We start from the raw sequence: 15,756 nt of genomic DNA on the forward strand, positions 1-15,756 counted from the left end.
AAAGCGGCGATCTGCCGGGTCCCGCCGTTACGGTGACTGTATGGCGGGCCGTACCTCTCAGGCGAGCCGGCGGCGCGGCGCGTCGCCGCGCGGAACCACGAACAGCCGTGCCCGCCAGCCGGCCAAGAAGGCCACGAGGGCGACCGCCCGGCGGCGCCCGGCGCGCGGGCCGAGCCCGGCGGCGTTCGTGGGCCGGGCGGTGGGTGCGCTGTGGATGGGGCTGGCGCACAGCGTGGGCTGGGCGTTCCGGGCCGCCGGCCGGCAGGCCGCCACCACGCGCCAGCTGGACCCGGAGCACCGCCGCGACGGCGCCGGGCTGCTCCTGTTCGGCCTGGCCATCCTCAGCGCCGTGGGCATCTGGTCCGGCGGGGCGGGGCCGGTGGGCCGGCACCTCGCGGACACCGCCCGCCTGTTCGTCGGGGCGATCGCCATCGTGCTGCCGGTGCTGCTCATGGTGGGCGCCTGGCGGCTCATGCGCACCCCGGCCGATCCGGAGCACCGGGGGCGCGGCCTGGTCGGCTGGGGCTCGATGCTGCTCGCCACGGCGGCCATGCTGCACATCGGACAGGACCCGGTCGACGAGGTCCAGCGCGACTACGCGGGCGGCCTGCTGGGCGCCGGCGTGGGCGACCTGCTCAAGTCCGCGGTGACCGCCTGGGTGGCCATGCCGCTGCTGCTCCTGCTGCTGGTCTTCGGGCTGCTGGTCATCACCGCGACCCCGATCAACAAGATCCCGGAGCGGCTCGGCCTGCGCGGCGGCCCCGTGCCGCCGCCCGAGGACGAGGAGACCGAGCCCGAGGCGGCGGCGAAGCCGCCCCGCAAGCGGGCGGCCAAGCGCCTCCCGCCGCCGCTCGACCCGCTGGACCCGGACGACGACCTCGACGGCGTCGACCTCCAGGACACCCTGGTGCTGCCGCGCAAGCGGGTGCCGGCCAGCCGCAAGCCGGTCGAGCCGCCGGAGCACTCCCCGCTGCCCACCCGCGCGGAGCAGCTCGCGCTCACCGGCCTGGCCGGCGATTACACCCTGCCGCCGGCCAACATGCTGGGCAGCGGGGCCGCGCCGAAGACCCGGAGCAAGGCCAACGACGAGGTCATCGCCGCGCTGACCGGCGTCTTCGAGCAGTTCGACGTGGACGCCGCGGTCACCGGCTTCACCCGCGGCCCGACGGTCACCCGCTACGAGGTCGAGCTGGGGCCGGGCGTCAAGGTCGAGCGGATCACCCAGCTCTCCCGCAACATCGCCTACGCCGTGAAGTCACCGGACGTGCGGATCCTCAGCCCCATCCCGGGCAAGAGCGCGGTCGGCGTGGAGATCCCGAACACCGACCCGGAGAACGTGGCGCTCGGCGACGTGCTGCGCTCGCGGGCGGCCACCAGCGACCACCACCCGATGGTGGTGGCGCTCGGCAAGGACATCGAGGGCGGCTACGTGGTGGCCAACCTGGCCAAGATGCCGCACATCCTGATCGCCGGCGCCACCGGCGCGGGCAAGTCGTCCTGCCTGAACTCGCTGCTGGTGTCGGTCCTCACCCGGGCCACCCCGGACGAGGTGCGGCTGCTGCTGATCGACCCGAAGCGGGTCGAGATGACCGGCTACGAGGGCATCCCGCACCTGGTCACCCCGATCGTGACCAACCCGAAGAAGGCGGCCGACTCGCTGGAGTGGGTCGTCCGCGAGATGGACATGCGCTACGACGACCTCGCCGCCAACGGGGTCCGGCACATCGACGACTTCAACCGCAAGGTGCGCAACGGCGAGATCAAGGCGCCGCCGGGCAGCGAGCGGGAGATGCGGCCCTACCCGTACCTGCTGGTGATCGTGGACGAGCTGGCCGACCTCATGATGGTCGCGCCGCGCGACGTGGAGGACTCCATCGTCCGGATCACGCAGCTGGCCCGCGCCGCCGGCATCCACCTGGTGCTGGCCACCCAGCGCCCCTCGGTCGACGTGGTCACCGGCCTGATCAAGGCGAACGTGCCGTCCCGGCTCGCCTTCGCCACGTCCTCGCTGGCCGACTCCCGGGTCATCCTCGACCAGCCCGGCGCGGAGAAGCTGCTCGGCCGCGGCGACGGGCTGTTCCTGCCCATGGGCGCCTCGAAGCCGATCCGCATCCAGGGCGCCTGGGTGACCGAGCGCGAGATCCACGACGTGGTGAAGTTCTGCAAGGACCAGCGCGAGCCGGACTTCCGTCCGGATGTGCTCGCCCCCGCGCAGGACAGCAAGAAGAAGATCGACGAGGACATCGGCGACGACCTGGACCTGCTGGTGCAGGCGGTGGAGCTGGTGGTCACCTCGCAGTTCGGCTCGACCTCGATGCTGCAGCGCAAGCTGCGGGTCGGCTTCGCCAAGGCGGGCCGGCTCATGGACCTCATGGAGACCCGGGGCGTGGTCGGCCCGTCCGAGGGGTCCAAGGCCCGCGACGTGCTGGTCAAGCCCGACGAGCTGGAGGAGGTCCTGGCCGGCCTGCGCGGCGGCGAGGAGTAGCCCGGACGTGGCACGCGACGAGGGCCCGCCGGGATCCGGCGGGCCCTCGTCGTGCGGGGAACGGGGTCAGGAATTCAGCACCGCGGCGGCGAGCACCATGCCGAGGATGGCGCCCACGACGCTCGCGACGGCGGCGTACCAGCCGAGCGGCTTGTCGCCGAGCACCGCGCCCACGATGCCGAGGATCAGCCCGACCAGGCCGAGGAACGGCACGAAGAGGGCGATGACGGCGAAGACGAAACCGATGATCGTGCAGATCCGGGCGGCGTTGCTGCGGGGGCGGGTGCTGGCGGGCATGTCGGCCATGATGTCCTCCGTCGGTGGGTTTCCTCGCGGGTGAAGCGAGGAGGGGATACCCCGGGCGGCAGCAGGTCCAAACGGGACGCCGGCGGGTCGGCGGTCAGTGGAAGAGCTTGAGGCCGACCACGCCGGCGACGACCAGCAGCAGGCAGGCGATCCGGGGCAGGCTGGCCGACTCGCCCAGCGCCACCATGCCGACCAGCGCGGTGCCGACCGCGCCGATGCCGACCCACACCGCGTAGCCGGTGCCCACCGGGATGTCCCGCAGCGCGTACGCCAGCCCGGCCATGCTCGCCACCAGCGAGACGGCGAAGACCACGGAGGGGAGCGGGCGGGTGAAGCCGGCGCTGCGGTCCAGCGCGATCGCCCAGGCGGTCTCCAGGAGTCCGGAGAGCACCAGCACGAGCCAGGCCATGGGTCACCTCTGACGGGACGGGCCCGGCCACCGGGGCCGGGACGGGCGGTCACGCGGGGCGTCTTGGCCTGACCGGGTACGCCCACCACTCGTCCGGGGCGGCACGGTGGCCGCCGGATCCGACGCTAGCACCGCCGGGGTCGGCGGTCCGGCACGGTGACGAACCCCACCATCGCTGGAGTTCACGTGAACTTCAGGTTGCACGATGGTCCGCATGACCGTGCTCTTCTCCGACGAGGACGTCGCCGCCGCCCTGGACGCCCCGCGCACCGTCGCCGCCATGCGGGACGCGCTGCTGGCCGCGTACGAGGGGCGGCTGATCGCCCCGCCCCGGGCGTCCGCCCCGCTCGGCGGCGGCCGGATGGTGCTCACGGCCGGGCACCTCACCGGCGAGTGGTACGGCTTCCGCTCGTACGACACGTTCGGGCACCCGGAGAGCGGGCAGCTCGTGGTGCTGCACGACGCCACCACCGGCGCGGTACGCGCCATCGCGGTCGGCGAGGAGCTGGGCTCGCGGCGCACCGGGGGACTGGGCGGGGTGGCCGTGGACGCGCTGGCCCGTCCCGACGCGGCCACCCTCGGCGTGGTCGGCTCGGGCCGCCAGGCGTGGACCCAGGTCTGGGCCGCCGCCGCGGTCCGCCCGCTGCGCGAGGTGACCGTGCACAGCCGCTCGGCCGCCCGCCGGGAGGCGTTCGCCGCCCGGGTGCGGGCCGAGCTGGGCGTACCGGCCCGCGCGGTCGACTCGGCCGCCGCGGCGGTGCGCGACCGGGACCTCGTCGTACTCGCCACCACCAGCACCTGCCCGGTGCTGGCCGCCGCCGACCTCGCCCCCGGCACCCACGTCAACGCGGTCGGCTTCAAGCAGGTCGACCGGCACGAGTTCGGGCCCGACCTGCTGGCCGCCGCCGACCTGCTGGTCACCGACTCGCCCGCCCAGGCGGCCGCGTACGCCCCGCCGATGCTCGCCGCCGTCGCGCCGTACGGGGACCGGCTGCGCGACCTGGGCGCGGTGCTGGCCGGGGCGGACCCGGGGCGGACCGCCGCGGACCAGATCTCGGTCTTCTGCTCCACCGGCCTGGCCGGCACGGAGGTCTTCCTGCTCGACCGGCTGGCGCGGGTCGGCGCGGCGGCCCGCTGACCCGCGGCCGGAGTGTGAGCCGGCCGATGCCCCCGGCCGGCCGTCGTGGGGTTCCCGGCCCGGCCCGGTACCCTCGGATGGTGTCTGCCACCTCCCCCTCTTCTGCTGACGGCCGTCGCGTCGCCCTGCTGACCCTGGGCTGCGCCCGCAACGAGGTCGACTCGGAGGAGTTGGCCGCCCGGCTGCACGCCGACGGCTGGCAGGTGACCACCGACGGCGAGGGCGCCGACGTGGTGGTGGTGAACACCTGCGGTTTCGTGGAGAAGGCCAAGCAGGACTCGATCCAGACGCTGCTGGCCGCCGCCGACACCGGCGCGAAGGTGGTCGCCGCCGGCTGCATGGCCGAGCGCTACGGCCGCGAGCTGGCCGACAGCCTCCCCGAGGCGCAGGCGGTGCTCAGCTTCGACGACTACCCGGACATCGCCGCCCGGCTGGACGCCGTGGTGGCCGGCGAGACGCTGGGCGCGCACACCCCGCGCGACCGGCGGGAGCTGCTGCCCCTCACCCCGGTGAAGCGCCGGGAGGCGGCCGTGTCGCTGCCCGGTCACGGCACCCCGACCCGGGTCACCACGGAGGCCGACGAGCACACCCCGGCGCACCTGCGGCAGGTGCTGCGGCACCGGCTCGACACCGGGCCGGTGGCGTCGCTCAAGCTGGCCAGCGGCTGCGACCGGCGCTGCGCGTTCTGCGCCATCCCGGCGTTCCGCGGGGCGTTCGTCTCGCGTACGCCGGACGAGCTGCTCGCCGAGGCGGAGTGGCTGGCCAAGACCGGCGTCCGCGAGCTGGTGCTGGTCAGTGAGAACTCCACGTCGTACGGCAAGGACCTGGGTGACCCCCGGGCGTTGGAGAAGCTGCTCCCGCAGCTCGCCGCGATCGACGGCATCGTGCGGGTGCGGGCCAGCTACCTCCAGCCCGCCGAGACCCGGCCCGGCCTGGTCGAGGTGATCGCCACCACGCCGGGCGTCGCCGCGTACTTCGACCTGTCGTTCCAGCACTCCAGCGAGCCGGTGCTGCGCCGGATGCGCCGTTTCGGCTCCACCGACCGGTTCCTGGAGCTGCTCGCCTCCGCCCGCGAGCTGGCCCCGGCGGCCGGCGCGCGCAGCAACTTCATCGTCGGCTTCCCGGGCGAGACCCGGCAGGATGTGGCCGAGCTGACCCGCTTCCTGACCGAGGCGCGGCTCGACGCCATCGGGGTGTTCGACTACAGCGACGAGGACGGCACCGAGGCCGCCGGCCTGCCCGGCAAGGTCTCCGCCGCGACGATCAAGCGGCGCTACGACCGGCTCGCCGCGCTCGCCGACGAGCTGTGCTCGCAGCGGGCCGAGGAGCGGCTCGGCTCGACCGTGGAGGTGCTTGTCGACTCGGTCGCCGACGGCGTGGTCGAGGGGCGGGCCGCCCACCAGGCCCCCGAGGTCGACGGCTCGACCACCCTGGTCGCCCCGCGGGGCGGCGGGGTGGACCTGGCCGCGCTGCGCCCCGGCGACCTGGTCCGGGCCACGGTCACCGCGACCGAGGGAGTCGACCTGATCGCCGTACCGGATGAGATGATCTCGGCGGCGCCCGGCGCGGCACGGTGACGGCGGGAGCGGACGGAACGGGGAAGCCACGTGGGGCGGTGCCGGACATGACCGGAGCGGAGTCGACGGTGGCGGCCCCGGTGCCCCTGCTCAACGCGGCGAACGTGCTGACCGCGGTGCGACTGGTGCTGGTCCCGGTCTTCGCGGTCACCGTGGTCGCCTCCGCCATGAGCCACGCCGGCTGGCGGATGGCGGCCTGCGTGATCTTCGTGGTGGCCTCGGCGACCGACCTGGTGGACGGCTGGATCGCCCGCCGGTTCGGGCTGGTCACCTCGCTGGGCAAGGTGGCCGACCCGATCGCCGACAAGGCGCTCACCGGCGCCGCCCTGGTGCTGCTCTCCTGGTACGACCGGCTGCCCTGGTGGGTGACCGCGGTGATCCTCGCCCGCGAGCTGGGCATCACCGCGCTGCGGTTCTGGGTGATCCGGCACGGCGTCATCGCGGCCAGCCGGGGTGGCAAGGTCAAGACCGCGCTGCAGATCCTGGCGATCACCTGGTACCTCTGGCCGATGCCCGAGGCGCTGGCCCCGGTCGGTCCCTGGATCATGGGAGCGGCCGTGGTCGTCACCGTGGTCACCGGCTTCGACTACATCGCCCAGGCGCTGCGGCTGCGCCGTCCCACCCGCTGATCCCGGCCGGCGCGTCGCCGCCCACAACGTCATGATCGGCGAATCGGTGCGCAGGATGAGTAGGTCGCCGCGGGACGGGAAGAGAGGGCCGGCATGGGGACGGATGCGAACTACGAGCGGCCCGCCGGAAGTCCGGCGGCCTCGGTGGTGCACAGCCTGCACGAGCGCAAGGAGACACTGGCCACCGTCGAGTCACTGACCGGCGGGCTGCTCTCCGCCTCGATCGTGGAGATCGCCGGGGTCAGCGGGGTCTTCCGGGGCGGCCTGGTGGTCTACGCCACCGAGTTGAAGTCGGAGCTGGCCGGCGTACCGGAGGACCTGCTGGCCGAGCGCGGGCCGGTCGATCCGGACGTGGCCGCCGCCCTCGCCGAGGGCGGCCGGCGGCGCTGCGGCGCCGACTGGGGCCTGGCCACCACCGGCGTGGCCGGGCCGGAGCCGCAGGACGGCAAGCCGGTCGGCCTGGTCTACGTGGCCGCCGCCGGGCCCGGCGGCCGCGGCGAGGTGCGTGAGCTGCGCCTCGACGGTGGCCGGGACCACGTCCGCTCGGCCGCGGTGATCGAGGCGTTGCGCCTGCTCGCCGAGCAGATCCACGCCGCCGCCCAGGCCGACGAGGCGCGGTCCGCCGACGAGGCGGACGGCGCCGACCGGGCCGGAGCCGGCCAACGGTGACCCGGTCCGCGACACGCCCGACCGCGGCCGCACCGGCCCGGGGCCGCCGACCGGCCCGCGAGATCGGTCCGGCAGGATTGGAGAGGCGGGGTGGGATGTCGTCGGGGCGACCAACGGGTACGGTTGCGGGAAGGCTCCGGCGGACGACGCCGGCGCCGGGGCGGTCCGCCGCGCCCGGCGCGGCACGCCCGGCCGGAGATGGTGGTTCCCGTTCAGGGGGAGGTGCGATGGTTCTGCTACGCCGGGTGATCGGTGACGCACTGCGGGCGCGCCGGCAGGGGCAGCACCGCACCCTCCGCGAGGTCTCCTCCGCCGCCAACGTGAGCCTCGGCTACCTCTCCGAGATCGAGCGCGGCCAGAAGGAGCCGTCCAGCGAGCTGCTGGCCGCGATCTGCGACGCGCTCGGCGCCCGCCTCTCCGAGCTGCTCCGCGAGGTCAGCGACACCGTCGCCCTGGCCGAGCAGATGCCGGGGGTGCTGGTCCCGGTGACCGATGAGTCGATCGAGCCGACGCCGGCCGTGCGCAAGGCCACCAACCGGGGAGTCCGCCAGGTCACCTCCGACGGCTCGGTGGCCGTCCAGGTCCGCCAGGACTCGCCGCTCAAGGCGACGCTGCGCACCACCCGGGTCCGTTCCGCGGACCGGGACGTGGTCTGCGCCGCCTGATCCCGCCCGTCGCGCCGTGGCCGCCGGTGGCGGACCCGTCGTAGTGTTGATCAGGGTCGTACGGGGTGCCGGGTTGGCGTCCGACTGGGACGATGGAGGCACACCGCGCGGCTCGCCGGTCGACCCCGGTCGGGCGACGCGACGCTACTGAGGGGACAAGGCGGAGATGGCGAACCCGTTCGTCAAGGGTTGGAAATACCTGATGGCGCTCTTCGGCGCGAAGATCGACGAGCACGCCGACCCGAAGGTGCAGATCCAGCAGGCCATCGAGGAGGCCCAGCGGCAGCACCAGGCGCTGGTCCAGCAGGCGGCCGCCGTGATCGGCAACCAGCGCCAGCTGGAGATGAAGCTCTCCCGGCAGATGACCGAGGTCGAGCAGCTCCAGGCCAACGCCCGGCAGGCCCTGGTCCTGGCCGACCAGTCCCGGGGCCGCGGCGACGAGACCGAGGCCGGCCGCTACGAGCAGTCCGCGCAGCTGCTGGCCAGCCAGCTGGTCTCCGCCGAGCAGGCCATGGAGGACCTCAAGACCCTGCACGACCAGGCGCTCGGCGCGGCCGCGCAGGCCCGCAAGGCGGTCGAGAACAACTCGATGATCCTCCAGCAGAAGCTGGCCGAGCGCAGCAAGCTGCTCAGCCAGCTCGAGCAGGCCAAGATGCAGGAGACCGTGGCCCGCTCGCTGGAGTCGATGTCGGCGCTCACCGCCCCCGGCACCACGCCGTCGCTCAACGAGGTCCGCGACCGGATCGAGCGCCGCTACGCCGACGCGATGGGCCGGGCCGAGCTGGCCGGCAACTCCGTCGAGGGCCGGATGATGGAGATCCAGAAGGCGACCCTCGACTCGGCCGGGTCGGCGAGACTGGAGCAGATCCGGTCGAGCATGGCCGGCGAGCAGCTCGGCGGCCGGCAGGAACGCCCCGCCGTGGGGCAGCCCGCCGACCCGGCGGCCGCCGCCCGGCTCGACGAGATCCGGGCCAACATGAGCCGGGAGCGCGGCGCCGGGGAGAGCACCACCAGCTAGGGGGATGGGGGAGACCGATGGTCGACGAGCGGGCGCGGCACTTCCGCCGGCTGCGCAGGTTGCGCCGGTCCGCGCGGCGCTGGAGCGTCCTGGCCGGTGGGCTGGGCGGCGCCGCCGCCGTGCTGACCCCGTACGCCGGGCTGGGCCTGCCCGACGCCGTCTGGGCCGGGGCCGCCGGCAGCGCCGTCGCCGTCGCGGTCTGGCGCTGGGCCGACCTGAGGGTCCTCGCCGCCGCGCCGGCCCCGCCGGCCCTCGACCCGGCCGAGGCCGCCGCCCGCTCCCGCGCCCGGCTGGTCGCCGCCGTCGAGCGGCTGCCCGTCGGCCCCGGCGTCCTCGCCGAGGTACGCCGCGTCCGCTCCCGCCTCGCGCTGCGCGGCACCACCGCCGCCGAGGCGTGGGCCCGGCTGGACCGGGCCGCGCTGACCCTGGCCGGGCTGGCCGGCCGGCTCACCGGGCTGGCCGAGCCGGCGGTCCGCGAGGCGGCCGACGCCGACCGTTCCCTGCGTGACCTGGCCAACCGGGTGGCCGGCGTGGAACGCGCCCTGAAGCTCGCCCCCGCCGACGCACGCGGCTCGCTCGCCGAGGCGCACGCCACCCTGGTCGACCAGCTGGAGAGCGGAGTGGCCGCGTACGAGCGGCTGGTGGTGGCCGCCGCCGGCTACGTGGCCGAGGACGCCCATCCCGCCACCCACGATCCCTCGTCCGCCCGCCTCACCGAGGCCACCGACCTGCTGCATGGCGTCGCGTCCGCCCTGGCCGAGCTCCGCACCGCGCACGCGCCCCTCCGCACCCCCTGACCCACCGCCTCCCCGCGTCAGTCGGGCGTGGTGACCTGGGTGGGGGCGGTCCAGGCCGAGGTGCCGACGACGTTGACCGAGCGGATGCGGTAGTGGTACGTCGCTCCCCGGGCCAGGCCGGTGTTCGTGAAGCCGCGGCCGGTCACGCTGAACGTGGCCAGGTCGTGCGTGAACGCGGCGTCGGTGGCGCGCTGCACCACGAAGCCGGCGCCCGTGCCGGTGGGCGTGCTGGCCGACCAGCTCAGGATCACCGTGGCGGTGTCCGGGGCGGGCGCGGTGGCGGTGGCGAGCACCCCGGTCGGCACCCCGGGCCGGGGCGGCGTGGTCACCGTGGCCACCGTCGACCAGGGTGACGCCGCGCCCAGGTAGGTGGTGCGTACCCGGTAGTAGTAGGTGGTGTCCGGTGCGACCACCGGGTCGAGGTGTGCCTCGCCCACGGCGATGGCCGTGGTCCCCGGCCCGCTCGTGAACGTCGGGTTGGTGGCCCGCTGCACGTCCACGCCGGTCGCGAAGGAGCGGTTCGCCCAGCGCAGCGCGATCCGCAGCGGCGCGGCCGGCGGGATCACGGCGGCCAGCCTGGCCGGCGCGGTGAGCTGCACCGACGCGGGGATGCTGTTCGACCAGGCCGAGCAGCTCACCGCGTTCTCGGCCCGGATCCGGTAGTGGTAGGTCACCCCGGGGGTGACTGTCGCGTCGGTGTACCGGGTGGCCGCGGCGGCCACGGTCAGCTCGGTGAGCCCGGCCGTGAAGGCCGCGTCGGTGGCGCGTTGCAGCCGGTGGCTGGTGGCCGGCGGGCGGCTGCCGTTGCCGGTCCAGGTCAGCGCGATGGCGGGCAGCGCGGTGGCCGAGCCGGGCGCCGGGGTGGCGGTCAGCCCGGTCGGCGCCTTGGGCGCCATCCGCAGCACGAGCGGCCGGCTCATGCCCTGGTCGCGCAGCCCCGCCGAGCGGGTCTGCCAGCGGTACTCCCACCCCAGGTTGACCAGCTGGTTGACCACCGCGGCGGGCCGCCCGTCGACCGGGCTGACCGGGCTGGCGTCCAGCCGGGCGCCGGCCGGCCGGGTCGGGTCGAGCAGCCGCACGCTGTCGCCGATCTTGAAGGGGAGGGTGGGCGGGACCGGGCGCAGGGCCACGATCACGTCCTCCCGCGGGTTGACCCGGACGGTGTCCTTCCAGCCCAGCTCGTTGGCGTCGGGCGGGCGGACCGTGCCGTCCCAGCCGACCCGGTTGACCAGTTGCACGTCGCAGCCCTCGACGTGCACCGGGTGGGTGCGGGGCGCGTCGCCGACGATCCGCCACAGCTGGGTGCCGTCGGCCGGCCCGCCCACCGGCACGGTCGGGTCGGTCGCGTACAGCACCTCGGTGGCCGGGTCGGCGGGGCCGAGCGGCAGGGTGGCCGGGGTGCGGTGCCCGGCGTTCGGGTGGGCGACCCCGAGCCGCCCGACGGCCCGGCCGTGCCGGGGCTCGAAGACCTGCCCTACCGACTTCACGGCCAGCGGCAGCGTGACCGGGGTGGACGCGCCGGCCGGGGTGAACGTCACCGACGTGGCCCGTACGGGCACCAGCGTCGCGCCGGGCGTGCGGGTGCCGAAGGCCGCGTCGTAGGCCGGCTGCGGCACGATCGGCGGTCGCTGGCTCTCCGCGTACGCGCCGGGCAGCCGGGCGGCCAGCCGGTCCCGGTCGTACGGCTCGGCCGGGGTGCCGGTCACCCGGATCTGGAGCAGGGTGCGGGTGTTCGGGCCGTAGCCGGGGCAGGCGGCGGGCAGGCCGCCGGTGGCGGTGCGGTCCGGCGCGTCGGTGTGGTGGTCGTAGCGGGGGTCGAACCGGGGCAGCGGTGCCGGGCAGTCGTTGTAGAGGATCAGGGTGGTGCCCGGCAGGACGGTCGCGAAGTCCACCACCACGTCCGCCCGCTCGCCGGGGGCGAGCAGCAGGGTGTGCCCGTCCAGGTTGAGCGCGGTGGGGTCCTGGCGGTCGTACCGGTAGCCGACCGGGCGGTGGGCCAGCACCACGGGGGCGGGCAGCAGGCCACCCTCGTTGCCGATCTGGATCAGCTCCGGGCCGGCGGCGGCCGGATCGGGCACCCCGCCCTCGCGCCCGTCGGCCGGCCAGTGCGCCGGCCGCCCGGCCGCCCGGACCGCGTCGACCATCGGCACCTCTCCGGCGCGCGGGTCGCCCGGCGCGCCGGTCCCGGTCCACATCGGCTGGTCGGAGACGGCCCGGTAGAGCTGGAGGTTGAGCGTGCGGTCCGGGCAGGCGTTGAGGATCCGGAACCGGTACGCCCGCGGCGCGACCTCCAGGTACGGGTAGGCCACCCCGTTGACCAGCGGCGTGTCCCCGTACGCCTCGGGCACGGCGGACGGGTGCGGCACTCCCGGCGCGAGGGGCGGCTCGTCCGGCTCGGTGACCGGCTCGTGGTGCGGGTTCGGCACCGGGGCGACCCAGGGGCTGGCCCCGCCGTCCGGGTCGTGCGTCCACGGGCCGTAGTCCCAGCGGCCGGTCGGGTTCCCGCCCGTGCTCCGGTACGGGTTCTGCCGGGGCTGGTAGACGTGCGGGTGCCAGAGGCTGCCCTTCGCGCCCCAGCGGTCCCGATCCCAGGTCGGATCCTGGGCGGCGAGCTGGGCGTCGTCCGGCACGAAGGTCTTGTCCTCGATCACCAGGGGCAGCTGGTCGGCGGGCAGCACGCCGTCGTCGACCAGCCGCTCCTCGGCCGGGTCGGTCAGCAGGTAGAGCGCGAGCTGCCCCGAGTAGACGGTGAGCCGGGACAGGCCGAGCGTGTTGTCGTGCAGCCACATGAGCCGGCCGCTCTGCTCGTTGGGGAAGTAGAGCGTCGTGGCGCCCGCGCCGGGCGGCGGCATGTCCGGCACCGGGGTCACCCCCACGCCGGTCGGGTAGGGGGTGATCTCGCCGGCCGGGGTGACCCACTGCCACGGGTTGCCGGCGCTGATCCACGCCGTCTGCGCCCCGGCCAGGTGCGGGACCGCCCGGTTCTGCGGGTACGGCGCGGGCCCGTCCAGCGGACCGGTCCCGGCCCCGTCGACCGTCTCGTCGACCGGCAGGAACAGTTCGCCGGCCCGGCCGGTGGGCAACTGGTTGATGAACTTGATCCGCACCGGCCGGCCGCGCCGGGCGACGATCATCGGGCCGAGGTGCCACGGCCGGTCGGGCGGGGCCACCGTGTTGTGGCCGGCCGCGTCGGTGCCCAGGTTGAGCTGGCGGTAGCCGCGCAGCCGGGTGGCCGGCAGGTCACGGTGCAGGCGCTGCGCGTACTCCTGGAGGCCGATCTCGTAGTAGTCGCAGCCGGGCCACGTGATCGTGTCGGGGACCGCGACGGGCAGGCGGGCGCCGAGCCCGGCGGTGGCGAGGGGACCGGGCACCGGCAGCGGGTCGACGAACTTGCGGATGCCGGTGCCGGGCAGCGGCCGGCCGTCCCGGTCGAGCACGGGCAGCGGGCTGGCGGCGAAGTTCGGCACCGGGCCGAACAGACGCGGCACGGCGGCCGGGTCGAGACTGGCCGGGGTGGGGCCGGTCTCCTCCTCGGCGGCGCGGGCGGCGGGGACCGTCGGCGCGTGGTCCTCGGCGGTCCGGGCGAAGCGGTCCGCCCAACCCGGCCGGAGTCTGCGGAACAGCACCATGGCTCTCCCCGGGGTCGGGGCGCGCCTGCCGTCACCCCGACGTGGCGGGCGTACGCGCTGCTGACGATCGGTGAGCACTCCACCGCAGCATGCGACGCCGAAGGTGCGGAGGGAATTGCCCAATCGTCCCTATCTCGGGCGATCTTGGGTGGTTCGTGGAAGTTCCACGGGCGGGGCCGGCTGGCAGGCCGGGCACCAGTAGGTGACCCGCTCGCCCAGTTCCTCCTTGCGAATGGCGGTGCCGCAGCGCCGGCACGGCTGGGCCCGCCGGCCGTAGACGTAGCTGGTCTGCCCCCGGTGCAGCGACCCGGTGGTGCTCTGCGCCCAGCGGCCCCGGTTGGCGGCGAGCAGCCGCTGCGCGAGCGTGACCGTGCCCGGCAGGTCGGGCACCGCGCGGACCGGCGTCCACGGGTTGACCCCGCGCAGGAACAGCACCTCGCACTTGTAGAGGTTGCCCACCCCGGCCAGGTTGCGCTGGTCCAGCAGCGCCTCGCCGATCGTGTCGTCGGGGTGGGCGGACAGCCGGCGCACCGCCTCGTCCGGGTCCCAGTCGGGGCCGAGCAGGTCCGGGCCGAGGTGGCCGACCAGGGACTCCTCCTCGGCGGTCGGGATCAGGGCCAGCTCGTGCAGGTGGTAGCCGACCGCCACCGCGCCGGGGGAGCGGAGCACCACCCGGATCAGGTGCGCGGGCCGGGCCGACCACCGCTCGCCCGGGGCGTACGCCCGCCAGGCGCCGTCCATCCGCAGGTGCGAGTGCAACGTCCAGTCCCGCCCGCCCCCGTCGCCGGCGCCGCCGGGCGGCGCGGTGGTGCCGCCGTCGGTCGGCTCGGGGGTGGCCCGTGCGGCGGCGTCGGGCGGTGCGGTGAGTCGGAGCAGCAGGTGCTTGCCGCGGCTGGCCGACTCGCGCACGGTCCAGCCGGTCAGATCGGTTGCGGCGAGCTGAGGCACGCGGAAGTCGGAGCCGGTGAGCCGGGCGCCGGCCAGGGCGCGCTGCAGGACGCGGGCGGTGTTCCAGACGGTGTCGCCTTCGGGCACCCGTCCATCCTCCCTCGGTGCGCGGAATCCGCACGGCTCAGTCGCCGGTCACCGTCACCACGTCGCCCGGGCGCACGCCGAGCAGGTCGACCGCGCGGCCGGTGTTGACCGCCAGCGCCACCAGCCCGGCCGAGTCCACGTACGCGACCAGCCCGCCGGCCGGCGCGTCGCCGAAGGTCCGCCCGCGCACCGCCGCCCGGCCCGCCACCCGTACCCGATCCGGCAGCCCGGCCAGCCGCGCGCCGGGGGCGGCGAGCTGGACGTTGCCGAAGTGGTCGACGGTCAGTACCTCGGCCGTGAAGCCGCCGGCGTCGGTGCGGACCAGCGGCTCCGGCAGCCGGACCAGCGTCGCCGGGTCCACGGCGGGGCCCGCCTCGCTGACGGGGGCGCCGAGCGCCAGCCGCGCGGCGACCGGCGCGAACACGTCCCGCCCGTGGAAGGTGCGGGAAACCGTCGGGGCGAGCCAGGCCGGATTGGTCAACTCCACCGCCCCGGTGACCCCGCCGAGGGCCTCGGCGGCGTCCAGCAGCAGCCCGTTGTCCGGGCCCACCAGCAGCCCGCCGGGGGTGGCCAGGGCGACACCGCGCCGCGCCGTGCCGACGCCCGGGTCGACCACCGCCACGTGCACCCCCACCGGCAGGTACGGCACGGCCTGGGCGAGCACGGCCGCACCCCGGCGTACGTCGGCCGGCGGCACCAGGTGGGTCACGTCGATCACCCGGGCGGTCGGGGCGAACCGGGCGAGCACCCCGTGGCAGGCCGCCACGAATCCGTCGGCCAGGCCGTAGTCCGTGGTCAGCGAGATCCAGGCCGTCCCTCCGGGGCCGGTCACGGCCGAACCTCCGGTCCGGTCAGCCGCCGTTCCAGCCGCAACTCGTCATGGAGCGGGATGTCGTCCTCACCCAGGTGCGGGATGCTCGGTTTGACCGCGCGTGCCCGGTCGACCGCGCCCGGGTCCACCGCCACGATCCGCAGCCCCCGGCGCTGGTAGAAGCGGAGCGCCCGGAGATTGTCATTGGTGGTGACCAGCCAGAGCCGGTCCGTCCCGGCGGCCGTGGCGACCGCCTCTGCGGCGGCCAGCAGGGCGCTCCCGGCACCGTTGCCCGGTGCCGTGGCGGCCAGGCTGACCACTTCGAGGCCGCCGTCGGCGAGCCGGTGCACCAGCGCCCCGGCGAAGCCGCCCGCCTCGTCCACGGCCACCAGGGCGGGCAGCTCCCGCAGGTCGTATCGGGTGTCGTGGACCACCACGTGCGGGCCGCCCCACTCCCGCTCGTGCAGTGCCGCGAGGTCGGCGTGGTCGCCGGGCCCGGCGGGTCGTACCTGAATCGAGGCCATCCGCGTCCCTCCTCGTCCGTGCGGGCACACCCTAACGACCAACAACTGGAGCGGATGCCACCTC

Annotated in this window: 14 protein-coding genes and 1 riboswitch; of the genes, 8 read left to right on the forward strand and 6 right to left on the reverse strand. The window is 75.5% G+C overall.

Annotated features, from left to right (window positions below):
* Positions 1 to 40: 40 nt before the first annotated feature.
* Positions 41 to 2,485, forward strand: a complete 2,445-nt coding sequence (locus tag ACZ6PY_RS23070) for a DNA translocase FtsK (RefSeq protein WP_466074948.1) — start codon at positions 41 to 43, stop codon at positions 2,483 to 2,485.
* 66 nt (positions 2,486 to 2,551) lie between these two features.
* On the opposite strand, the gene ACZ6PY_RS23075 is transcribed toward ACZ6PY_RS23070, so the two are convergent.
* Positions 2,552 to 2,791 (reverse strand): hypothetical protein, encoded by a 240-nt coding sequence (locus ACZ6PY_RS23075; RefSeq protein ID WP_466074949.1) that lies wholly within the window; start codon positions 2,789 to 2,791, stop codon positions 2,552 to 2,554.
* A 94-nt stretch (positions 2,792 to 2,885) separates the two neighbouring features.
* Entirely contained in the window at positions 2,886 to 3,200 is a 315-nt protein-coding gene (locus tag ACZ6PY_RS23080; protein ID WP_355060880.1) for a DMT family transporter, read from the reverse strand.
* Between the two features lie 52 nt (positions 3,201 to 3,252).
* Positions 3,253 to 3,319, reverse strand: a riboswitch (guanidine-III (ykkC-III) riboswitch).
* 95 nt (positions 3,320 to 3,414) lie between these two features.
* Here ACZ6PY_RS23080 and ACZ6PY_RS23085 point away from each other — a divergent pair.
* The 7 genes from ACZ6PY_RS23085 to pspM all read left to right on the forward strand — a co-directional run bounded on the left by ACZ6PY_RS23085 (position 3,415) and on the right by pspM (position 9,693).
* Entirely contained in the window at positions 3,415 to 4,338 is a 924-nt protein-coding gene (locus ACZ6PY_RS23085; protein ID WP_466074950.1) for an ornithine cyclodeaminase family protein, read from the forward strand.
* A gap of 77 nt (positions 4,339 to 4,415) precedes the next feature.
* Positions 4,416 to 5,915: a 30S ribosomal protein S12 methylthiotransferase RimO gene (gene rimO / locus ACZ6PY_RS23090; protein WP_466074951.1), complete on the forward strand. Its 1,500-nt coding sequence runs from the start codon at positions 4,416 to 4,418 to the stop codon at positions 5,913 to 5,915.
* A gap of 47 nt (positions 5,916 to 5,962) precedes the next feature.
* Positions 5,963 to 6,544, forward strand: a complete 582-nt coding sequence (gene pgsA, locus ACZ6PY_RS23095) for a CDP-diacylglycerol--glycerol-3-phosphate 3-phosphatidyltransferase (protein ID WP_313722464.1) — start codon at positions 5,963 to 5,965, stop codon at positions 6,542 to 6,544.
* Between the two features lie 93 nt (positions 6,545 to 6,637).
* Complete coding sequence (locus tag ACZ6PY_RS23100; protein WP_466074952.1) at positions 6,638 to 7,213, forward strand: CinA family protein; 576 nt, start codon at positions 6,638 to 6,640, stop codon at positions 7,211 to 7,213.
* A 227-nt stretch (positions 7,214 to 7,440) separates the two neighbouring features.
* Positions 7,441 to 7,878 carry a helix-turn-helix domain-containing protein gene (locus tag ACZ6PY_RS23105; RefSeq protein WP_466074953.1) on the forward strand — a complete coding sequence of 146 codons (438 nt, stop codon included), beginning with the start codon at positions 7,441 to 7,443 and terminating at the stop codon, positions 7,876 to 7,878.
* Positions 7,879 to 8,044: 166 nt separating this feature from the next.
* Positions 8,045 to 8,896 (forward strand): PspA/IM30 family protein, encoded by an 852-nt coding sequence (locus ACZ6PY_RS23110; protein ID WP_466074954.1) that lies wholly within the window; start codon positions 8,045 to 8,047, stop codon positions 8,894 to 8,896.
* Between the two features lie 17 nt (positions 8,897 to 8,913).
* A complete protein-coding gene (pspM, locus tag ACZ6PY_RS23115) occupies positions 8,914 to 9,693 on the forward strand; it encodes a phage shock envelope stress response protein PspM (RefSeq protein ID WP_466074955.1) in 780 nt (259 codons plus the stop codon).
* A gap of 17 nt (positions 9,694 to 9,710) precedes the next feature.
* On the opposite strand, the gene ACZ6PY_RS23120 is transcribed toward pspM, so the two are convergent.
* The 4 genes from ACZ6PY_RS23120 to ACZ6PY_RS23135 all read right to left on the reverse strand — a co-directional run bounded on the left by ACZ6PY_RS23120 (position 9,711) and on the right by ACZ6PY_RS23135 (position 15,692).
* Positions 9,711 to 13,322, reverse strand: a complete 3,612-nt coding sequence (locus ACZ6PY_RS23120; RefSeq protein WP_466074956.1) for a multicopper oxidase domain-containing protein — start codon at positions 13,320 to 13,322, stop codon at positions 9,711 to 9,713.
* 129 nt (positions 13,323 to 13,451) lie between these two features.
* Positions 13,452 to 14,357, reverse strand: coding sequence for a zinc finger domain-containing protein (locus tag ACZ6PY_RS23125; RefSeq protein WP_466074957.1), 906 nt, complete (start codon positions 14,355 to 14,357; stop codon positions 13,452 to 13,454).
* Positions 14,358 to 14,394: 37 nt separating this feature from the next.
* Positions 14,395 to 15,189 carry an SAM hydrolase/SAM-dependent halogenase family protein gene (locus tag ACZ6PY_RS23130; protein ID WP_466074958.1) on the reverse strand — a complete coding sequence of 265 codons (795 nt, stop codon included), beginning with the start codon at positions 15,187 to 15,189 and terminating at the stop codon, positions 14,395 to 14,397.
* Entirely contained in the window at positions 15,186 to 15,692 is a 507-nt protein-coding gene (locus ACZ6PY_RS23135; RefSeq protein WP_466074959.1) for a GNAT family N-acetyltransferase, read from the reverse strand. The genes ACZ6PY_RS23130 and ACZ6PY_RS23135 overlap by 4 nt, the downstream gene beginning before the upstream one ends.
* Positions 15,693 to 15,756 lie beyond the last annotated feature (64 nt).

This window comes from Micromonospora sp. NPDC048907 (assembly GCF_055586885.1).